We start from the raw sequence: 20896 nt of genomic DNA on the forward strand, positions 1-20896 counted from the left end.
AACCCCGCGGATGCGGGGTTTTTTGTTGGCTGGGGGCTGATTAGATCAGGCCTTCCAGCTCGGGTACGGCTTCAAACAGGTCAGCTACCAGACCGTAATCAGCAACCTGGAAAATCGGCGCTTCTTCGTCTTTGTTGATAGCCACAATGACCTTAGAGTCTTTCATGCCGGCCAAGTGCTGAATCGCACCTGAGATGCCCACAGCAATGTACAGCTGCGGTGCAACGATTTTACCGGTTTGACCGACTTGCATGTCGTTCGGCACAAAGCCTGCGTCAACCGCAGCGCGCGAAGCACCGACGGCAGCGCCCAGCTTATCTGCAACTTTGTACAGCAGTTCAAAGTTGTCGCCGTTCTGCATGCCACGGCCACCGGATACTACGATCTTGGCAGCGGTCAGCTCAGGACGGTCAGATTTGGCCAGTTCTTCACCAACGAATGCAGACTTGCCAGCGTCCGAGGCGGTCGCAACAGCCTCAACCGCGGCAGAGCCACCTTCAGTGGCAGCAGCGTCAAAGCCGGTACCACGAACAGTGATCACCTTGATGGCAGCAGAAGACTGCACGGTGGCAATCGCGTTACCAGCGTAGATTGGGCGCTGGAAAGTATCGGCGCTTTCAACCTTGGTGATTTCAGAGATTTGGTCAACGTCTAGCTGCGCGGCAACGCGCGGCAGAACGTTTTTACCGGTGGTGGTCGCTGCAGCCAGAATGTGGCTGTAGCTTGCGCCCAGCTCAGCAACCAGCGGAGCTACGTTCTCTGGCAGTTGGTGTGCGTAGGCGGCATTGTCAGCCAGCAGTACCTTGCTAACGCCAGCCACTTTGGCTGCAGCATCAGCAACGGCTGCGCAGCCAGCGCCAGCAACCAGTACGTGTACATCACCGCCAATGGCAGTCGCTGCGGTCACAGTGTTCAGTGTGGCAGCGCCCAAAGCGGCGTTGTTGTGATCAGCAATTACGAGGATGGCCATCAGATTACTTTCGCCTCGTTCTTCAGTTTTTCAACCAGTTCAGCCACAGACTTCACCTTGATGCCAGCTTGACGGCTTGGCGGCGGAGTGACTTTCAGGGTCTTAACGGTGGAGGAGAGGGCTACGCCCAGTGCGTCAGGAGTCTGCACATCTAAAGGCTTCTTCTTGGCCTTCATGATGTTGGGCAGTGAAGCGTAACGCGGCTCGTTCAAGCGCAGGTCGGTAGTGACGATAGCCGGCATGCTCAGGGCTACGGTCTGTAAACCGCCATCGATTTCACGGGTAACGTTAACCTTGTCACCAGCAACTTCAACCTTAGAGGCGAAAGTGCCCTGTGCCATGCCGGTCAAAGCGCCCAGCATTTGGCCAGTTTGGTTGTTGTCAGAGTCAATGGACTGCTTACCTAAGATAACCAGGCCAGGTTGCTCTTTATCGACAACGGCTTTCAGCAGTTTGGCAACGCTCAGCGAGCCAACTTCTTCAGCGGTTTCAACCAAAATTGCACGGTCAGCACCCAAAGCCAGAGCAGTACGCAGTTGCTCTTGAGATTCTTTAGGGCCAATGGAGACGACCACGATCTCGCTCGCTACGCCTTTTTCTTTAAGGCGCACAGCTTCCTCTACTGCGATTTCGCAGAAAGGGTTCATGGACATTTTTACGTTAGCCAGGTCAACGCCTGAGTTGTCCGCCTTTACGCGGACTTTGACGTTGTAGTCGACCACTCGTTTAACAGCTACAAGAACCTTCATGGATTCCTCGTTCTATCCGGTTAAATAGGATATCGCCAAGGCTAGCCTGGCCGGTGATGCAGGTCGGCCGCAACCGATGAGTACACCGAACAGCGTCAGCAAAACCGCTCGTATCTTGACCGGATGCGCTGTTGCGGTCAATACACAAGGTCAGCCAAAAACAATGCCTAAGCCTTACTGTACAAGGGTTTGGCAAAATTCAAACAAACGTTTGTATTGGACGCTGGCGAGGTGCTAGATATAATGCAAACGATTTGGTCACGATAAAGACCGGCAATAGTAAAAAATTCACAATGCCTGATTAGCCCTGTGTAGGAGATTGAACTAGTGGAACGCGAATACATGGAATTCGACGTCGTCATCGTTGGTGCAGGCCCTGCGGGCCTTTCAGCCGCTTGTCGACTAAAACAAAAAGCCGCTGATGCAGGCCAAGAGCTGAGTGTTTGCGTTGTCGAGAAGGGTTCCGAGGTTGGCGCTCACATTCTCTCCGGAGCTATTTTTGAGCCGCGCGCGTTGGCTGAGTTGTTCCCTAACTGGGAAGAGCTGGAAGCGCCGCTGAATACGCCGGTTAAGCGTGACGATATTTATTTTTTCCAGAACGAAGCCAAGTCGGTCAAAGTGCCAGACCTGTTTGTGCCTAAAACCATGCACAACCACGGCAACTACATTATTTCCTTAGGTAACCTGTGCCGCTGGCTGGCGCAGCAGGCTGAAAATCTGGGTGTGGAAATCTACCCAGGCTTCACGGCTCAAGAAGTGCTCGTGGATGAAAATGATGTCGTGCGCGGCATTATCACGGGTGATCTTGGCGTTGATCGCGAAGGAAATCCAAAAGAAGGCGTGCACACTCCGGGTATGGAGTTGCGCGGCAAGTACACCCTGTTCGCTGAAGGCTGCCGTGGTCACTTAGGCAAGCAGTTAATCAGCAAGTACAAGCTCGACAGCGAGTCAGATGCCCAGCATTACGGCATCGGCATCAAAGAGCTGTGGGAAATTGATCCCGCCAAGCACGAGCAAGGCTTGGTGGTGCACACCGCAGGTTGGCCGTTAGACACCCTAGGCACTGAAAACACCGGCGGTTCATTCCTTTATCACCTGGAAAACAATCAGGTTGTGGTTGGCTTGATCGTGGACTTGTCCTACGGCAACCCGCACTTGTCGCCCTTTGATGAGTTCCAGCGTTACAAGCACCATCCTGTGGTTAAGCAGTATCTGGAAGGTGGTAAGCGTATTTGTTATGGCGCGCGCGCTATCGCTAAAGGCGGCCTGAACTCACTGCCTAAGATGGTTTTCCCAGGTGGCGCTTTGGTAGGTTGTGATCTGGGTACGTTGAACTTTGCCAAGATCAAAGGCAGCCACACCGCGATGAAGTCAGGCATGTTGGCGGCTGAAGCGGTTGCTGATGCGCTGCTGGCCGGTGGTGAAGGTGGCGATGTCCTGAACACCTATGTTGAAGGCTTTAAAGCAAGCTGGTTGTTTGATGAGCTGTTCCGCTCGCGTAACTTTGGCCCGGCACTGCACAAGTACGGCCCATTGATGGGCGGCGCTTTCAACTATATCGACCAGAATATTTTTGGCGGCAAACTGCCGTTTACCTTGCACGATACCAAGCCAGACTATGCCTGCTTAAAGCCGGCGGCCGACTGCGCCAAGATCAGCTATCCCAAGCCTGATGGCAAGCTGAGCTTTGACAAGCTTTCTTCGGTGTTCCTGTCCAACACCAACCATGAAGAAGAGCAGCCTTGTCACCTTAAGCTCAAGGATGCGTCTATTCCGCTAGGTAACAACCTCTCCATGTACGACGAGCCGGCTCAGCGTTACTGCCCTGCAGGCGTCTACGAGATCGTTAAGCAGGAAAGCGGCGAGCAGCGGTTCCAGATCAACGCGCAAAACTGCGTACACTGCAAGACCTGTGATATCAAAGACCCTGCGCAAAACATTACTTGGGTTGCGCCAGAAGGGGCCGGCGGTCCGAATTACCCCAACATGTAATTCGTAAGCCAGTAAAAAGCCCGCAAAAATGCGGGCTTTTTTGTGCCTAAAAGAAGCTTTAAGCGTGTTCGTGGCTGCGCGTAACCGCTACGGGAGCTGCCTCCGATTGTGTTGCGGCTTGCGTTGCGGCTTGAATGTTAACGGCATGCAGGCCCTTGGGGCCTTGGATGATCTCAAATTGAACCGCTTGACCGGCTTTGAGTGTTTTGTAGCCATCCATCTCGATGGCAGAGTAATGAGCAAATAAATCTTCATCACGACCATCAGCAATGATGAAGCCGTAACCTTTTGCGTTGTTGAACCACTTTACTTTGCCGCTTAGCATGCCTGTATCCCTCTGCAAGCCACCCCATGGCTGGGGTATTATCCACAACGCCTTGAAGTCTTGTGTCCTCATTCCTTCAAGGCACCACGACCGCTTTGATGCGGGTATCCTGTGGTTTTAGCACTGAATGACTACAAGTCAAGCGCATTCAGCCATTAATTGCGAAGTTAATCGCGCTTACCCACCCAATGAATGGTCTTACTGCATGAGTAGCCTTGAAAAACAGCCTTTGCGCATTCATCTAAACAGTACGCCAGATGATCCGCACAGTGATCCTGCCGATGACTGGGGACTTGCTGTTGAAGAAAGTAAGCCTGAGCTAAAGCCACCGGCGATGTACAAGGTGCTGATGCTGAACGATGACTACACGCCGATGGACTTTGTGGTTGAGGTACTTGAGCAGTTTTTTGGAAAAAATCGCGAGCAAGCTACACAGATCATGTTGACCGTCCATACTAAAGGACAAGCCGTCTGCGGAATTTTCAGTAAAGACGTAGCTGAAACAAAGGCGATGCAAGTCAATCAATACGCTAGGGACAGTCATCATCCGCTACTCTGTGAGATAGAAAAGGATGTTTGAGTTAATTCCCCGAGTGATGAGGTGAGCGCCATGCTGAATCGAGAGCTCGAAGTAACCCTCAATTTGGCCTTCAAAGAGGCCCGCGCCAAACGTCATGAATTTATGACGGTTGAGCACCTTTTGTTGGCCTTGCTGGACAATGACGCTGCCGCCACTGTGTTACGTGCTTGCGGTGCGAATATGGATAAGCTGCGGCGTGAGCTGACTGACTTCATCGACTCAACCACGCCGCTAATTCCGGGTGTTGACGAGTCGCGTGAAACGCAGCCGACGTTAGGTTTTCAGCGGGTACTGCAGCGCGCAGTATTCCATGTGCAGAGTTCAGGAAAACGTGAAGTTACCGGCGCCAATGTGCTGGTGGCTATTTTTAGTGAGCAAGAAAGCCAAGCGGTGTTCTTCCTTAAGCAGCAGAGCGTTGCGCGCATCGATGTGGTCAACTTTATCGCGCATGGCATTTCTAAGGTGCCAGGTCATCAAGAGTCACATGACCATGGCGGCCAAGAAGGTGCGGATGAAGAGGGCGGCGAAGGCGCTGGCACTACGCACCCGCTGGAGGCTTACGCCAGCAATCTCAATGAACAAGCGCGTAACGGACGTATTGATCCGCTAGTCGGGCGCGAGCCTGAAGTGGAGCGCGTGGCGCAAATTTTGGCGCGCCGCCGTAAAAATAATCCCCTATTGGTTGGTGAGGCAGGCGTTGGTAAAACGGCGATTGCTGAGGGCTTAGCCAAGCGGATTGTGGATGGCCAAGTGCCGGAGTTGCTCTCCAATAGCGTGGTGTATTCGTTGGATTTGGGTGCGCTGTTAGCGGGCACTAAGTATCGTGGCGATTTTGAAAAGCGTTTTAAGGCGCTGCTCAATGAGTTGCGTAAAAAGCCGCAGGCTGTGCTTTTTATCGACGAAATTCACACCATTATCGGTGCTGGTGCGGCTTCGGGCGGGGTTATGGATGCGTCTAATCTGCTCAAGCCGTTACTGTCTTCCGGTGAGATTCGCTGCATTGGCTCAACCACCTTCCAAGAGTTCAGGGGCATCTTCGAGAAAGACCGTGCCTTAGCGCGCCGCTTTCAAAAAGTCGATGTCATGGAGCCAACCGTTGAAGATACCGTGGGTATCTTGCGCGGTTTGAAGTCGCGCTTTGAAGAGCATCATGAGGTGGAGTACAGCGATGAGTCGCTTCGCGCCGCCGCCGAGCTTGCCGCGCGTTATATCAATGACCGACATATGCCGGATAAAGCTATTGATGTCATTGACGAGGCGGGCGCCTTCCAGCGGTTGCAGCCGCTCGACAAGCGCTTAAAGCGCATCGAGGTGGCGCAAGTAGAAGATATCGTCGCGCGCATTGCGCGCATCCCCCCGAAGAGCGTCAGCAGCTCCGATAAAGAGCAGCTGCGTAACCTTGAGCGTGATCTGAAGCTCACGGTGTTCGGTCAGGATGCCGCAATTGATTCACTGTCGACGGCAATTAAGTTGTCGCGTGCCGGCCTAAAAGCGCCCGACAAGCCTGTCGGCTCGTTTTTGTTTGCTGGCCCCACGGGTGTAGGTAAAACAGAGGTCGCACGCCAACTGGCCAAGACGCTAGGCATTGAGCTGGTGCGGTTTGATATGTCGGAGTACATGGAGCGCCACACGGTTTCACGCTTGATCGGTGCTCCGCCGGGTTACGTGGGTTATGACCAAGGTGGTTTGCTGACTGAGGCCATCACCAAGAACCCGCACTGCGTGTTGTTGTTGGATGAAATCGAGAAGGCGCACCCGGAGGTGTTTAACTTGCTATTGCAGGTGATGGACCACGGCACGCTAACCGACAACAACGGGCGCAAGGCGGACTTCCGTAATGTGATCATTGTGCTGACCACCAATGCGGGGGCTGAGCACATGGCGCGGGCCTCGATTGGCTTCACCCATCAAGACCACACCACAGATGGCATGGAGGTGATTAAGAAGACCTTCACGCCAGAGTTCCGCAACCGTCTCGACACCATAGTGCAGTTTGGGCGCTTAACGCACGGCACGATTAAGTCTGTCGTCGATAAATTCCTCACCGAGCTTCAGGCTCAGCTTGAAGATAAGAAAGTGCACTTGGTGGTCAGCGAAGAGGTACGTGACTGGTTAGCCGAGCATGGCTATGACGAGGCCATGGGGGCTCGACCAATGGCTCGCCTCATCCAAGATAAGATCAAGCGGCCTCTGGCTGAAATGATCTTGTTTGGTGAGTTGTCTGATGTTGGCGGAACGGTTGACGTGTTGATGGAGAATGGCGAGATGCAATTCTCGGTTGCCAAAGAGGCGACGCCCGCTTGAAATGTTGATGGGTGATGCAACAAAAAACCAAGGCCGGAGCGATCCGGCCTTGGTTTTTTTGCTTAAGGCATTAACGTCTTAAGCAAAGCTCGATTGGCATCAAGCTAATGATCTTTTAGCGGGCGCGGTAGGTGATGCGGCCCTTGCTCAGGTCGTACGGCGTCAGCTCAACGCGCACCTTGTCACCTGTCAGAATGCGAATGTAGTTCTTACGCATCTTACCGGAGATGTGTGCAGTCACCACGTGGCCGTTTTCCAGTTCCACACGGAACATGGTGTTCGGCAGGGTGTCTACCACAGTGCCTTCCATTTCGATGCTGTCTTCTTTCGACATGTATGCCCCTCGTGCATAAGGCTCGCAGAATGAGCCACGTAAAAATCGGCTCGCATTGTGCATTAAAACGGCAGCAAACGCCAAGTTTTCACGTCATTAAGGCCCAGCGCTGTTGCACGTAGACTTCAAGGGGGCGGTATTCGCGCTTGTAGCTCATCTTGCGGCAATCCTTAATCCAGTAGCCTAAGTACAGCGATGCCAGGTTAAGGCGTTGGCACTCGGCGATCTGCCATAGAACGGCATAGCGGCCTAGGCTGCGCTTATCCAGCTCTGGATCGAAGAAGGTGTACACCGCGGATAAGCCATTGGGCATGACATCACACACGGCAAGGGCGACCAGCTGTTGCTCAAGTCGAAACTCATAAAACCAAGCGAACGGTAAGTCGCGCACTAAAAAGCTTTCAAACTGATCAGGGTTGGGTGGGTACATGTCCCCGTCGGCGTGGCGTGCGTTGATGTAGCGTTCGTAGAGCGCATAGTACTCGTCGCACAAGTGTGGGCGTTGACGGGTCACCTTGAGGTCTTGATTGCGGCGAACAATGCGTTGTTGACCGCGAGTTGGGCAAAACAAATCTACGGGAATGCGCGCCGGGATACAGGCCTGGCACTGTTGACAGTGTGGACGGTAGAGATGATCGCCGCTGCGACGAAAGCCTAACTCGGAAAGCTCGGCATACAGCGTGCTGTCCATTGGTTGTGAGGGGTCGAGGAAAAGCGTCGTGGCGGTTTCGCGCGGCAGGTAGCTACACGCATGAGGCTGCGTGGCATAAAACTTCAGGCGAGCCAGCTCGGTCATGGCGCGAGGTCCTGGGAAATCTGTGTTCAGTGTAAGCCAGCAAACACGCTTCGCCTAGGCGAGCCATGTCGCGTTATTGCTACGCGGACAGAGTTGCGCTAGTTGCTCGGCAAAGTGTGTGCGGGGCAGGGTGCTGGCGCCCAAGCTAGCTAAATGATCGCTGTGCATTTGACAGTCGATTAGCTCAAAGCCCCAGCTTGTTAGACTTTCTACCAGGGTCACAAAGCCTACTTTGGAGGCATCACTCTGGCGGCTGAACATCGACTCACCAAAGAACATGCATCCGATGGCTAAGCCGTACAGGCCACCCACGAGCTGATCATCGAGCCAGACCTCAACGGAGTGCGCGTGCCCAAGTTCATGGAGTGCACAATACGCGGCACGCATGTCATCGGTGATCCAAGTCTGGTCCGTGTAATGGCGCGGCCCGGCACACTCGCTAATGACGCGAGCAAAAGCTTGGTCATAGCTAACGCGATAGCGGCCTTGTCGCAGGGTCTTGCGTAAGCTGCGCGAGACATGCAGCTGCGAAGGAATAAGCACGGTGCGTGGGTTAGGTGACCACCAGAGAATTTCTTGATCATCCTGAAACCAGGGGAAGCAGCCGTGCTGGTAGGCTGCCAAAATTCGTGCAGGCGTAAGATCACCGCCGACCGCCAATAAGCCTTCTGGCTCAGCCAGTGCTTGCTCAAGGGGCGGGAAGGACAGAGAGTCTGGCTCAAGCCAAGGCAGAATAATCATCACAGACAAGGGCGAGCCGATTATTCGGCCCGCCCTTATGCTTACGCGTCGAGGTAACGTTCTGCGTCTAACGCCGCCATGCAGCCAGCGCCAGCAGAGGTAATGGCTTGACGGTAGATGTGGTCAGCCACATCGCCAGCAGCAAACACACCTTCAATGCTGGTTTGAGTCGCATTGCCTTCGCTACCGCTTTGGATCTTCAGGTAGCCGTCGTGCATCTCTAGCTGGCCTTTGAATAAGTCGGTATTAGGCTTGTGGCCAATGGCGATAAACACGCCAGCCAGCGCTAGCTCTTGCGTGCTGCCATCGTCGGTCGATTTTATCCGCACACCGGTAACGCCCATGTTGTCACCCAAGACTTCGTCTAGGGTGTTGTTCCAATGCAGGCGGATATTGCCGTTTTTGGCTTTCTCGAACAGCTTGTCTTGGAGGATTTTTTCCGAGCGCAGCGTGTCGCGACGGTGAATCAAATGCACTTCTTTGGCGATGTTCGACAGGTACAGCGCCTCTTCCACGGCAGTATTGCCGCCACCGACGACGCACACCACTTGGTTGCGATAGAAGAAACCATCGCACGTGGCGCAGGCCGATACGCCTTTGCCCATGAATGCTTCTTCAGACGGTAAGCCTAAGTACTGCGCCGAAGCGCCAGTGGCCAAAATCAAGGCATCACAGCTATACGTGCCGCTATCGCCCTTCAGGATGAAGGGGCGCTGTTGCAGCTCGGCGGTGTGGATATGATCAAACTGAATTTCGGTATCAAAGCGCTCGGCATGCTTTTGCATGCGCTCCATCAACGCGGGGCCGGTCAGTCCTTCAACATCACCGGGCCAGTTATCGACTTCAGTGGTGGTCGTCAGCTGGCCACCGGGTTGGATGCCGGTAATCACCAGCGGTTTAAGGTTGGCGCGTGCCGCGTACACAGCGGCGGTATAGCCGGCGGGGCCAGAGCCAAGAATGATCAGGCGTGAATGCTTGACTTCGCTCATAAATAAGCTCCATAAGTCTTTGTTAGGTAAGAAAAAGACGGCCCGCATGCCGCCCGGCTTGGAATCCGAGTATGCTACAACGAAGCCACCTAAGCAGTAAAAGCGGCTGCGTGTCAGGTAGCAGATGGGGTTTACTGTGCCCGTTTTCAACCTGACATGCGCCAGCGCGTGTTAGATCATGGAATCCTGCGCGCCAAGCTTTAGAATGTGCGCCGTTAAAACTTTCAGGATGTATTTGTTTTGACTGACAAAACCCTTGTCGCCGGAAAAATCGAGCCCATCAGTGCGGTCAACCTAAGAGCACGCCTTAAAGAAGGCTTGCTGTTAGGGCTAATGCTGCTGTGTGCGTTTTTATGGATGCTGCTTTTAAGCTACAGCCCGACGGATCCCGGCTGGTCGAGCAGTGGTCGCGGCGGTGATGTGCTTAATTTTGGCGGGCTTTTTGGCGCTGTTCTGTCCGACATGTTGTTCTCTTTGGTGGGCTACTTCGCCTACTTGTTGCCGCTCCTGATGCTGATAAAGGCGTGGCAATTGTTTCGCCAACGCAAGACGGCATGGCATTGGAATGGCTGGGTATTCACCTGGCGCACGTTTGGCTTTGTGCTGCTCATGCTCTGTGGCACGAGTCTGTCTTTTGTCCATTTCTCTGCGCCGAGTGAGTTGCCGCAAGGCTCCGGTGGGATTTTAGGGGCCAGTCTTGGTCAGCTGCTGTTGGCACAACTGAACGTGCAGGGCACGACGCTGCTGGGCTTGTCGCTGTTTTTGATTGGCTTAACCGCGTACACCGATTTGTCGTGGTTTCGCGTGATGGACTTTACTGGCCGCGTCACCCTAGACCTGATTGAGCTGGCGCAAAGTGCCGTGCAGCGCTGGTGGGATGGTCGTCAAAACCGTAAAAATGTTAGTGCGCAACTGCGTGACATCGACGATCGCGTGGCTGAGGTTTCGCCTTCGGTACCTGATCGCGATGAACAAGCCAAAGTTAAGCAGCGCATTCTTGAGCGTGAACAAGCACTGAGCACGCACATGACCCAGCGCGAAGCGCGCCCCAGTGTGCAAATAGAAATCCCCAAGCCCAAGGCCCCAGAGCCGAGCAAGCGTGTGCTTAAAGAAAAGCAGCAGACCTTGTTTGTGGATGCGCTAGAGCCTGGCAGCCTACCGCCTATTTCGTTGCTGGATCCGGCCGAAAAGAAACAAAAGAGCTTCTCGCCCGAATCGCTGGAGGCTATGTCACGTCTGCTAGAAATCAAACTTAAGGAGTTTGGTGTCGAAGCTACGGTTGAGTCGGTGCATCCGGGGCCTGTGATTACGCGCTTTGAAATCCAGCCAGCCGCGGGCATCAAAGTCGCCAAGATTTCTAATCTATCCAAAGACTTGGCGCGCTCGATGGCGATGATCAGCGTGCGCGTGGTGGAAGTTATTCCGGGTAAAACCACCGTCGGGATTGAGGTGCCAAATGAGGATCGCGATATTGTGCGCTTCTCCGAGGTGCTCGGCAGCAGCGCATTTGATGATGCTAAATCGCCGGTCACCTTGGCGCTAGGGCACGATATTTCCGGTCAACCCGTGACCGCCGACTTGGCCAAGATGCCGCACTTGTTGGTGGCTGGTACGACGGGTTCGGGTAAGTCAGTTGGTGTTAACGCCATGCTGCTGTCGATTTTGTTTAAGTCGCCCCCTGAGCAGGTGCGGCTGATCATGATTGACCCGAAAATGCTCGAACTGTCGATCTACGAGGGCATTCCGCACTTGTTATGCCCTGTAGTGACCGACATGAAAGAGGCGGCTAATTCGCTGCGCTGGTCGGTGGCTGAAATGGAGCGCCGCTATAAGTTAATGGCCAAGCTCGGTGTGCGTAACTTGGCCGGTTACAACCGTAAAGTACGCGAAGCGCAAGAGGCGGGTGAGCCGCTGCTCGACCCGCTGTTCCGCGCCGAAACGCCCGATGAGCAGCCGCCGTACCTCAAGCATTTACCGGTGATTGTCGTGGTGATCGACGAGTTTGCCGACATGATGATGATCGTTGGCAAAAAGGTTGAAGAGCTCATCGCACGGATCGCGCAAAAAGCGCGCGCGGCTGGCATTCACTTGATTCTGGCTACGCAGCGCCCGTCGGTGGATGTCATCACCGGCCTGATTAAAGCCAATATTCCCACGCGAATGGCGTTCCAAGTGTCGAGCAAGATCGACTCGCGCACCATTCTTGATCAAGGCGGCGCCGAGCAACTCCTCGGTCACGGTGACATGCTGTATATGCCACCCGGCACCAGCTTGCCGGTTCGCGTGCACGGCGCGTTTGTTTCTGATGAAGAAGTGCATCGCGTGGTCGAAGCATGGAAAGAGCGCGGCTCCCCTGAGTACATCGACGAAATTCTCGAGGGCGTGGATGAGGGCGCTGGCGGCGGCAGCTTTGACAGCACCGGCGGCAGCAGCGAAGGCAATGAAGAAGACCCGCTTTACGATGAGGCAATCCGCTTTGTCACCGAAAGCCGCCGCGCGTCGATTTCTGCGGTACAGCGCAAACTTAAAATTGGCTACAACCGCGCCGCGCGCATGATTGAATCGATGGAAGCGGCCGGCGTAGTGACCTCTATGAACACCAACGGCTCACGCGAAGTATTGGCGCCACCGCCAGTGCGTGACTGATTTTTACAAGGATATTGATATGCGAATGTGGGCCATTGTTGCCGTGCTAGCCAGCTTGTTGTCACCGCTGGCACAGGCGGATCAAGCGCAGGCGGCCAAGCGCTTGAGCGAGTTGTTAGAGCAGGCGCAAACCGTGACGGGCAAGTTTTCTCAGCTCACGCTGGATGCTGGCGGCACGCACCTGCAAGAGACGACAGGCAAGCTCAAACTAAAGCGCCCAGGCTTGTTCCGTTGGCATACCGACGCACCGCTGGAGCAAGAGTTGGTCTCGAACGGCAAGCAAATTTGGCTGTATGACCCTGACCTTGAACAAGTCACCACGCAGGCGATGGACCAACGTCTGACGCACACGCCAGCCTTGTTGCTGTCTGGCGACGTTAGCCAAATCGCGCAAAGCTTTGAGATCACCTACAAAGAAGGCGGCAGCGTGGTCGACTTTATTCTTAAGCCCAAGGATAAAGACACCCTGTTCGACAGCCTGCGCTTGTCGTTTCGTAACGGCACCATCAATGACATGCAGCTGATTGATGCCGTCGGTCAGCGCACCAATATTTTGTTTTTCGAAATCAAGATGAATGCGCCACTGCCCAACAGCGACTTCGACTTCCAAGTCCCGGAAGGTGTTGACGTCATCGAGGGTTAACGTGGGCTTGTTTGATGCTGCTCCCGCCGCGCAGCCTTTAGCCGCGCGGCTGCGCCCCGAAAGCCTCGACGACTATGTCGGTCAAGAGCACCTGCTAGGTCGCGGCAAACCGCTGCGCGAAGCGCTAGAGCAGGGCGCGTTGCATTCGATGATCTTCTGGGGGCCACCTGGGGTGGGCAAAACCACCTTGGCGCGGTTGCTGGCGCGCGTCAGTGATGCGCACTTCGAAACCCTGTCTGCCGTATTGTCCGGTGTGAAAGAAATCCGCCAAGCCGTGGATATCGCCCGCCAGCAGTCGGCGCAGTACGGGCGTCGGACCTTATTATTTGTTGACGAGGTGCACCGTTTTAACAAGAGTCAGCAAGACGCATTTCTACCTTACGTAGAAGACGGCACGCTGATTTTTGTTGGCGCGACCACCGAGAACCCTTCGTTTGAGTTAAATAACGCGCTGTTATCGCGCGCTCGTGTGTACGTGCTGAAAAGCCTCACCGACGAGGCACTCAGTCAATTGCTCGCCCGTGCGCTGAGCGACGACAAAGGCCTTGCCGCGCGCCAGCTGCAGATCACCGATGAGGCCCGCGAATTATTGCTGCGCGCCGCCGATGGCGATGGTCGCCGCTTACTCAACTTGTTGGAAAATGCCGCCGATTTAGCCGATGACGGCGACACCTTGGAAGCCGACGCATTACGAGAGTTGCTAGGTGAAGGGCGGCGGCGCTTTGATAAGGGCGGTGAGGCGTTTTACGACCAAATTTCGGCGCTGCATAAATCGGTGCGCGGCTCCAATCCGGATGCAACGCTGTACTGGTTTGCGCGCATGCTCGATGGCGGCTGTGATCCTTTGTACATCGCACGGCGCGTGGTGCGCATGGCCAGCGAAGACATCGGCAATGCGGATCCACGGGCGCTGACGCTGTGCCTCAATGCTTGGGATGTGCAGGAGCGCCTCGGTAGCCCAGAAGGTGAACTTGCTATTGCGCAGGCGTTGGTTTATCTGGCCTGCGCGCCGAAAAGCAATGCCGTGTACAGCGCTTACAAGGCCGCGCGTGCCGATGCTGAAGCACAAGGCTCGCTTGAGGTGCCCCTGCATCTGCGAAATGCGCCCACCAAACTGATGAAGCAGCTCGGTTACGGCGAAGAGTATCGCTACGCTCACGATGAGCCTGACGCCTATGCCGCCGGCGAAGATTACTTCCCCGAAGCGCTGCCGCCGCGCCAGTACTATCAACCCGTACCGCGCGGGCTTGAGCTGAAAATTGGCGAAAAGTTACGTGCCTTACAAGGCAAAGACCACGCCAGCGTCTGGCAAAGGAGAAAACCATGATGCAGGTCGTGTTGGCGGTCGCCGCCGGCGGAGCGTTGGGCTCAGTGCTGCGCTTTGCTACCAGCGCTTATGTCACCGCGCAGTGGCCCAAGCATTACTACCTAGCCACCTTGGCGGTGAACTGGGTCGGCTGTTTGTGCATTGGCTTTTTATCCGCGTGGTTCTTGACTCGTACTGAACTGCCTTTGGCGCTGCGTACCGGTATTTTGACCGGCGTGCTGGGTGGCTTGACCACTTTTTCAAGCTTCAGCCTTGAGGCGCTGCGCTTAGCAGAAAACGGCCAGCTGAGCAGCGCGGCACTGTACATATTAGCCAGCGTGATTGGCGGGCTGGCCTTTGCTTGGCTGGGCATGAGCGTCGCACGGCTGTAGCGACTAAACACAGAATCAGCCAAGCAAAACTCTCGGCTTCGCCGCGCAAGCTGCGTAAACTTGAGGCTTTCGCGGCGCGCCCTAAGCTTGGCGGGCCTAAACGAACATTAAAGAATTGAGAAATCACCATGCTCGACCCCAAATTGTTGCGTGCTAACCCCCAAGAGATCGCTGAGCGCTTGGCCGCGCGTGGCTACAGTTTGGACGTAGCGCGCCTCGAATCACTCGAGGTTCGCCGCAAAGAGGTGCAAACCCGTACCGAAACCCTGCAGGCCGAGCGTAACAGCCGCTCCAAAAGCATTGGCCAAGCCAAAGCTCGTGGCGAAGACATTGCTCCCTTGCTGGCCGCGGTTGAACAAATGGGGAATGACCTGAGCGCCGCTAAAGATGAGCTGGACGCCATTCAAGCTGAGCTCGACGGCATCCAGCTGCTGATTCCAAACCTGCCGCATGAGTCCGTGCCCGTCGGTGCCAGCGAAGACGACAACGTTGAAGTGCGCCGTTGGGGTACCCCGGCGAGCTTCGACTTCGAAGTGGCTGACCACGTAACGCTGGGCGAAAAGCACGGCTATCTTGATTTCAACACCGCTGCCAAGCTCTCTGGGGCGCGTTTTGCTGTGCTGCGCGGGCCGATTGCGCGACTGCACCGGGCCTTGGCGCAGTTCATGCTCAACCTGCACACCAGCGAGCATGGCTACGAGGAGACCTATACCCCGTATCTGGTGCAAGCCAGCGCACTGCAAGGCACCGGTCAGTTGCCCAAGTTTGAAGAAGACCTGTTCAAGCTGCCGCGTGAAGAGCAAAGCGATCTGTATTTGATTCCCACCGCTGAGGTCACGCTGACCAATATCGTCGCCGGTGAAATCATCGATGCCAAAGCGCTGCCTTTAAAGTTTGTTGCGCATACCCCGTGTTTTCGCAGTGAAGCCGGTGCATCAGGGCGTGACACCCGCGGCATGATTCGCCAACACCAGTTCGACAAAGTGGAAATGGTGCAGATCGTTGAGCCGAGCACATCCTTTGCCGCGCTGGAAGAACTGACCGGCCACGCCGAAAAAATCCTCCAAGCACTGGAGCTGCCGTACCGAGTACTGGCGTTGTGCACCGGCGATATGGGCTTTGGCGCGACCAAAACCTACGACCTCGAAGTGTGGGTGCCCAGCCAAGGCAAGTACCGTGAGATCTCCTCGTGCTCCAACTGTGGCGACTTCCAAGCCCGTCGCTTACAAGCGCGTTACCGCAATGCGGAAGGCAAGCCTGAGTTGCTGCACACCCTGAACGGATCAGGTTTGGCGGTTGGCCGTACCTTGGTTGCCGTGCTGGAAAACTACCAGCAAGCCGACGGCAGCATCCGCGTGCCGGAAGTGCTCAAGCCCTATATGGGTGGTATCGAGGTCATTTGAGGTTTTCAACCTCTTGAGACGCATCAAGGGCAGGCGCGTGGCTAGCCGGTTAGGCTAATCGCAACCCTGCCGTTTTTTTATCTGCCTGTGAGTGAACCATGGACTTTCTGCCGCTGTTTCATAACCTCAAAAACCGCCCGGTATTGCTGGTTGGCGGCGGTGAAGTCGCCTTACGCAAGGGGCGTTTACTTAGCCAAGCCGGCGCCGTGCTGCATGTGGTTGCCCCTGACATCGACGCCGAGTTGGCCGAGCTGGCGGTGCAAGGCGGCGGCAGTTGCCAGCAACGGGATTGGCAGGCCAACGACTTAAACGGCTGTGTGCTCGTGATAGCCGCCACGGATGAACGCGCCGTCAATGCACAGGTGTCTGCCGCGGCACAGGCGCAACATTTACCGATTAACGCGGTGGATGCGCCGGATTTGTGCACGGTGATCTTCCCAGCGATTGTTGATCGCTCACCTTTGATGGTGGCGGTCTCCAGTGGTGGTGATGCACCGGTGCTAGCACGCTTGGTGCGCGCCAAACTGGAAACCTGGCTGCCGCCGGGCTACAGCCGTTTAGCGCAATTAGCGGCGCGTTTTCGTCAGCAGGTTAAAGCGCACTTTAGCGATATTCGCAGTCGACGCATTTTTTGGGAGAACGTCTTCCAAGGTGCGGTGGCCGAGCACATGTTTGCTGGCCGAGAGGCCGACGCCGAGCAAACCCTGCTGCAACAACTCAATGCCGATAGCGGCAGCACCGGCGGCGAAGTGTATTTAGTCGGCGCAGGCCCTGGTGATCCAGATTTGCTGACTTTCCGTGCGCTGCGTCTGATGCAGCAAGCCGATGTGGTGCTGTACGACCGCTTAGTGGCCGAGCCTATTTTAGAGCTGTGCCGCCGCGATGCCGACCGCATTTATGTGGGCAAGCGCCGCGCCGAGCATGCCGTGCCGCAGGAAGAAATCAACCAACTGCTGGTGCGCTTGGCGCAAGAAGGCAAGCGCGTGCTGCGCTTAAAAGGCGGCGACCCGTTTATCTTTGGTCGTGGCGGCGAGGAGATCGACGAACTCTCAGCCCACGGCATCCCGTTCCAAGTCGTGCCCGGTATCACCGCCGCCAGCGGCTGCGCGGCGTATGCCGGCATTCCGCTCACCCACCGTGATCACGCCCAGTCGGTGCGTTTTATCACCGGCCATCTAAAAGACGGCAGCTTAGACTTGCCGTGGTCCGAGCTGGTATCGCCGCAGCAAACCATCGTTTTCTACATGGGCTTAGTGGGGCTGGCAGATATTTGTCGTGAGCTGATCGCCCACGGCCGCATCGCTGCAACACCGGCCGCGCTGGTGCAACAAGGCACCACGCCACAGCAGCGGGTGTTTACCGGCACCTTGGCGAATCTCGCAGAGTTGGTCGCCGAACACGAAGTGCATGCGCCGACTTTAGTGATCGTCGGCGAAGTGGTGCAACTGCAAGAGCGTTTGGCGTGGTTTAACCCCGCACAGTGATGGCCGCTGTGTCGGCCGAGTCGCTGCTGCACGAGCCGAGGCTAATCGCGGTAGTACACCTGCACTAAGTGATAACCGAAGCGGCTCTTAATGGGGCCGTGGATCACTTTGAGCGGTTTTTTGAAGATGACCTGATCAATCGCACCGACCATTTGCCCCGGACGGACTTCGCCCAAGTCGCCGCCTTTCTTGCCGCTGGGGCAGATGGAGTGTTTCTTTGCGAGCTTATCGAATGCTTCACCTTTATCCAGCAAGGCTTTGATTTTTAATGCTTCTGCTTCGGTTTTAAGCAGGATGTGTTTGGCCATTGCCATGGGCATGAGCGATTCTCCGGTGGGCGCGGCGGGGCATTATCGACCAGCCGCGCGTTACACCCAAGTTTAATCGGCCAGCTCGGCGCGGTTGCGGAATTGCGCTAGCGCTTCAGGGTTGGCCAAGGCATCGGTGTTTTTCACCGGCAGGTTGTGCACCACGTTACGCACCGCCAGTTCGACGATTTTGCCGCTTAAGGTGCGCGGGATATCTGTGACTTGCACGATTTTCGCCGGTACATGACGGGGCGTGGTGTTGGCGCGAATCTGCTGGCGCAGGGTGTCTTGTAGCTCATCGTCCAGCACTAAGCCGTCACGCAAGCGCACAAACAGCACCACGCGCACATCGCCTTGCCACTCTTGGCCGATGGCGAGGCTTTCCAGCACGGCTTCGACTTTTTCTACTTGGCGGTAGATTTCTGCGGTGCCAATGCGCACGCCACCGGGGTTGAGTACGGCATCCGAGCGGCCATGAATAATCAGCCCGCCTTCTGGGGTGATTTCGGCATAGTCGCCATGCGCCCACACGCCGGGGAAGCGCTCAAAATAGGCGGCGTGAAATTTAGTGCCTTCGTCATCGTTCCAGAAACCGACTGGCATGGAGGGGAAGTGGCGAGTACAGACCAGCTCGCCTTTTTCGCCGCGCACCGGCATGCCTTCGTCATTCCATACCTCCACCGCCATACCCAAACCGGCGCATTGCAGCTGGCCGCGCCACACTGGCAGCACGGGGTTGCCTAAGGCAAAGCAGGAGACGATATCGGTGCCGCCAGAAATCGAGGCCAAGCACAGATCGCTCTTGAAGCTTTGATACACGTAATCGAAGCCTTCATGCGCCAGTGGCGAGCCGGTGGAGAACACCGCGCGCAGTTTGTTCAGCTGATGGTTGGCGTTGGGTACTACGCCGGCTTTCTCCAGTGCCGCAAGGTATTTGGCGCTGACGCCGAAATGGCTGATCTGTTCGGCGTCGATCAAGTCAATCAAGCGCTCAGGCGTGGGGTGGAACGGCGAGCCATCAAACAGCACCAGCGTGCTGCCTAAGGCAAGGCCGGAGACCAGCCAGTTCCACATCATCCAGCCGCAGGTGCTGTAGTAGAACAGCGTGTCGTCGGCTTTAACGTCGCTGTGCAGGCCCAGCTCTTTTAAGTGCTGCAGCAAGGTGCCGCCCACGCCATGCACGATGCACTTGGGCACGCCGGTGGTGCCGCTGGAATAGAGTATGTACAGCGGCTGGGCGAACGGTACGGGGGTAAAGTGCGGCTCGCCACCGGGGCTGAAATCATCTTGCCAGCGGGTGCACAGCGGGCTGATTTCTGCGGCGGATGCCTCGGGGATGGCATACGGCACTAACACCACGCAGTGCACGCTGGGCAGCTGATTGAGCACATCTTGCAGCTTGCTGCGGATGTCGATGACTTTGCCGGCGTAGTGATAGCCCGCGCAGGCGATCAGCACTTTCGGCTCGATCTGCCCGAAGCGATCGACAATGCCGTGGCTGCCGAAATCCGGCGAGCAGCTCGACCACGTGGCGCCGAGGCTAGCCGTGGCGAGCATGCCGACCACGGTTTGCCACGTATTGGGCATGATGGCTGCCACGCGATCACCCACGCCAACACCTTGCGCTTGCAGATAGCGCTGCAGGCCTGCGACGTTGGCGGCCAGTTCTGCATAGCTGAGTTCATTGCGCTCGCCGTTTTCGCTGACGGCCACCAGTGCGGTGGCATTGTCGCGACGGCGCAGCAGGTGTTCGGCAAAGTTCAGCGTGCCGTCCACAAACCAATCGGCAATCGGCATCTCGGTGCCTTCATGCAGCACGTAGCTGGCCGGTTGTTGCCAGTGCACGTCGAAGAAGTCGGCAATCGCCTGCCAAAAATCGCTGCGCTGATTGATGCTCCATGCATGCAGGGCAGGGTAGTCAGCCAACGGCACGCTGTGGCGTTGGCTGACAAATTGGCGGAAAGCATCCATGCGGGTGCTGGCGATATGCTCGGCGCTGGGGCGCCACAGGGGCTGAGTCATGGGGACTCCTTATTGGCTGAGCAGCGCGCGGGCCACACGCGAGCCGTTGGCGCGGCCCAGTACAGCGCAAATGCGCTGGCCGGCGGCGGCTAGGCGCGGCAGGTCGATGCCGTGTTCAATGCCTAAACCATTCAGTAGATAGACCACATCCTCGGTGGCCACGTTCCCCGTGGCGCCTTTGGCGTAGGGGCAGCCGCCTAAACCGGCCACGGAGCTGTCAAAAATCTCGATGCCTTCTTGCAGGCTAGCGTAGATATTGGCCAGCGCTTGGCCGTAGGTGTCGTGGAAATGTCCGCCGAGTTTTTCGCGGGGGATTTCACGGGCGAGCAGGTTAAACAGTTCGCGGGTTTTACCCGCGGTGCCGACGCCAATGGTGTCGCCGACCGATACCTCGTAGCAGCCCATGGCAAACAGCTCACGCGCCACGCTGAGCACTTGCTCAGGGGCAACCTCGCCATCGTACGGACAGCCGAGCACGCACGAGACATAGCCGCGCACGGGGATGTTCGCCGTTTGGGCGGCGGCCATTAGATCGCGAAAACGCGTGAGGCTTTCGCTGATCGAGCAGTTGATGTTTTTCTGCGAGAAAGCCTCGCTGGCGGCGGCAAACACTGCTACTTCGTCAGCCCCAGCAGCCAACGCCGCTTCAAAGCCTTTGAGATTGGGTGTGAGTGCTTGGTAGATCACGCCCGGTTTGCGCTCGATGCCGGTAAATACTTCGGCGGAGCCTGCCATTTGCGGTACCCATTTAGGCGAGACAAAACTGCCGACTTCGATGGTGCTCAGTCCTGCGACGTTTAAGTCGTTCACCAGCTGAATTTTGTCCGCCACGCTGATGGGCTGCTTTTCGTTTTGCAGGCCATCGCGGGGGCCAACTTCAACCAGACGGACCTTGCTGGGGAGCTTCATGGG

Annotated in this window: 19 protein-coding genes; 9 read left to right on the top strand and 10 right to left on the bottom strand. The window is 56.2% G+C overall.

Features of this window, described 5'->3' with window-relative positions; translation table 11 throughout:
- Positions 1-40: 40 nt before the first annotated feature.
- Both MKI83_RS07315 and MKI83_RS07320 read right to left on the bottom strand, forming a co-directional pair.
- Positions 41-970, bottom strand: coding sequence for an electron transfer flavoprotein subunit alpha/FixB family protein (locus MKI83_RS07315; protein ID WP_241584519.1), 930 nt, complete (start codon positions 968-970; stop codon positions 41-43).
- On the bottom strand, positions 970-1719 hold the full coding sequence (locus MKI83_RS07320; RefSeq protein ID WP_241584521.1) for an electron transfer flavoprotein subunit beta/FixA family protein: 750 nt from the start codon (positions 1717-1719) through the stop codon (positions 970-972). The genes MKI83_RS07315 and MKI83_RS07320 overlap by 1 nt, the downstream gene beginning before the upstream one ends.
- A 327-nt stretch (positions 1720-2046) precedes the next feature.
- On the opposite strand from MKI83_RS07320, the gene MKI83_RS07325 reads away from it, so the two are divergent.
- A complete protein-coding gene (locus MKI83_RS07325; protein WP_241584523.1) occupies positions 2047-3711 on the top strand; it encodes an electron transfer flavoprotein-ubiquinone oxidoreductase in 1665 nt (554 codons plus the stop codon).
- Between the two features lie 58 nt (positions 3712-3769).
- Here MKI83_RS07325 and cspD read toward each other — a convergent pair whose 3' ends face one another.
- Complete coding sequence (gene cspD / locus MKI83_RS07330; RefSeq protein ID WP_241584525.1) at positions 3770-4036, bottom strand: cold shock domain-containing protein CspD; 267 nt, start codon at positions 4034-4036, stop codon at positions 3770-3772.
- A gap of 205 nt (positions 4037-4241) precedes the next feature.
- Between cspD and clpS the strand changes: the two genes are divergently transcribed.
- Positions 4242-4616, top strand: coding sequence for an ATP-dependent Clp protease adapter ClpS (gene clpS / locus MKI83_RS07335; protein ID WP_370867365.1), 375 nt, complete (start codon positions 4242-4244; stop codon positions 4614-4616).
- Positions 4617-4646: 30 nt separating this feature from the next.
- Entirely contained in the window at positions 4647-6920 is a 2274-nt protein-coding gene (clpA, locus tag MKI83_RS07340) for an ATP-dependent Clp protease ATP-binding subunit ClpA (protein ID WP_241584526.1), read from the top strand.
- 115 nt (positions 6921-7035) lie between these two features.
- Here the strand turns inward: clpA and infA are convergent, their stop codons facing one another.
- The 4 genes from infA to trxB form a co-directional block, all read right to left on the bottom strand.
- The gene (gene infA / locus MKI83_RS07345; protein WP_241584529.1) at positions 7036-7254 is read right to left on the bottom strand and encodes a translation initiation factor IF-1; all 219 of its coding nucleotides are present in this window, start codon (positions 7252-7254) and stop codon (positions 7036-7038) included.
- 88 nt (positions 7255-7342) lie between these two features.
- Complete coding sequence (locus tag MKI83_RS07350) at positions 7343-8050, bottom strand: arginyltransferase (protein WP_241584531.1); 708 nt, start codon at positions 8048-8050, stop codon at positions 7343-7345.
- Between the two features lie 54 nt (positions 8051-8104).
- Entirely contained in the window at positions 8105-8785 is a 681-nt protein-coding gene (aat, locus tag MKI83_RS07355) for a leucyl/phenylalanyl-tRNA--protein transferase (protein WP_241584870.1), read from the bottom strand.
- 47 nt (positions 8786-8832) lie between these two features.
- Positions 8833-9780 (bottom strand): thioredoxin-disulfide reductase, encoded by a 948-nt coding sequence (gene trxB / locus MKI83_RS07360; protein ID WP_241584533.1) that lies wholly within the window; start codon positions 9778-9780, stop codon positions 8833-8835.
- Positions 9781-10020: 240 nt separating this feature from the next.
- Between trxB and MKI83_RS07365 the strand changes: the two genes are divergently transcribed.
- From MKI83_RS07365 to cysG, 6 genes are all read left to right on the top strand, one after another.
- Positions 10021-12426, top strand: coding sequence for a DNA translocase FtsK (locus tag MKI83_RS07365; RefSeq protein ID WP_272493021.1), 2406 nt, complete (start codon positions 10021-10023; stop codon positions 12424-12426).
- Positions 12427-12445: 19 nt separating this feature from the next.
- Positions 12446-13069 (top strand): outer membrane lipoprotein periplasmic chaperone LolA, encoded by a 624-nt coding sequence (gene lolA, locus MKI83_RS07370; RefSeq protein WP_241584535.1) that lies wholly within the window; start codon positions 12446-12448, stop codon positions 13067-13069.
- Between the two features lies 1 nt (position 13070).
- Complete coding sequence (locus MKI83_RS07375) at positions 13071-14396, top strand: replication-associated recombination protein A (protein ID WP_241584537.1); 1326 nt, start codon at positions 13071-13073, stop codon at positions 14394-14396.
- Positions 14393-14767: a fluoride efflux transporter CrcB gene (gene crcB / locus MKI83_RS07380; protein WP_241584539.1), complete on the top strand. Its 375-nt coding sequence runs from the start codon at positions 14393-14395 to the stop codon at positions 14765-14767. The genes MKI83_RS07375 and crcB overlap by 4 nt, the downstream gene beginning before the upstream one ends.
- 128 nt (positions 14768-14895) lie before the next feature.
- Entirely contained in the window at positions 14896-16170 is a 1275-nt protein-coding gene (serS, locus tag MKI83_RS07385) for a serine--tRNA ligase (RefSeq protein ID WP_241584540.1), read from the top strand.
- Between the two features lie 98 nt (positions 16171-16268).
- The gene (cysG, locus tag MKI83_RS07390; RefSeq protein ID WP_241584542.1) at positions 16269-17654 is read left to right on the top strand and encodes a siroheme synthase CysG; all 1386 of its coding nucleotides are present in this window, start codon (positions 16269-16271) and stop codon (positions 17652-17654) included.
- Between the two features lie 41 nt (positions 17655-17695).
- On the opposite strand, the gene MKI83_RS07395 is transcribed toward cysG, so the two are convergent.
- The 3 genes from MKI83_RS07395 to MKI83_RS07405 are packed head-to-tail and all read right to left on the bottom strand — an operon-like array spanning position 17696 to position 20893.
- The gene (locus MKI83_RS07395; RefSeq protein WP_241584544.1) at positions 17696-17974 is read right to left on the bottom strand and encodes a peptidylprolyl isomerase; all 279 of its coding nucleotides are present in this window, start codon (positions 17972-17974) and stop codon (positions 17696-17698) included.
- 60 nt (positions 17975-18034) lie between these two features.
- On the bottom strand, positions 18035-19984 hold the full coding sequence (locus MKI83_RS07400) for an acetoacetate--CoA ligase (protein ID WP_241584547.1): 1950 nt from the start codon (positions 19982-19984) through the stop codon (positions 18035-18037).
- A gap of 9 nt (positions 19985-19993) precedes the next feature.
- Positions 19994-20893, bottom strand: a complete 900-nt coding sequence (locus MKI83_RS07405; protein ID WP_241584550.1) for a hydroxymethylglutaryl-CoA lyase — start codon at positions 20891-20893, stop codon at positions 19994-19996.
- Positions 20894-20896: the final 3 nt, after the last annotated feature.

Origin of the sequence: Atopomonas sediminilitoris (assembly GCF_022601735.1) — a bacterium.
GTDB classification, from domain to species: domain Bacteria; phylum Pseudomonadota; class Gammaproteobacteria; order Pseudomonadales; family Pseudomonadaceae; genus Atopomonas; species Atopomonas sediminilitoris.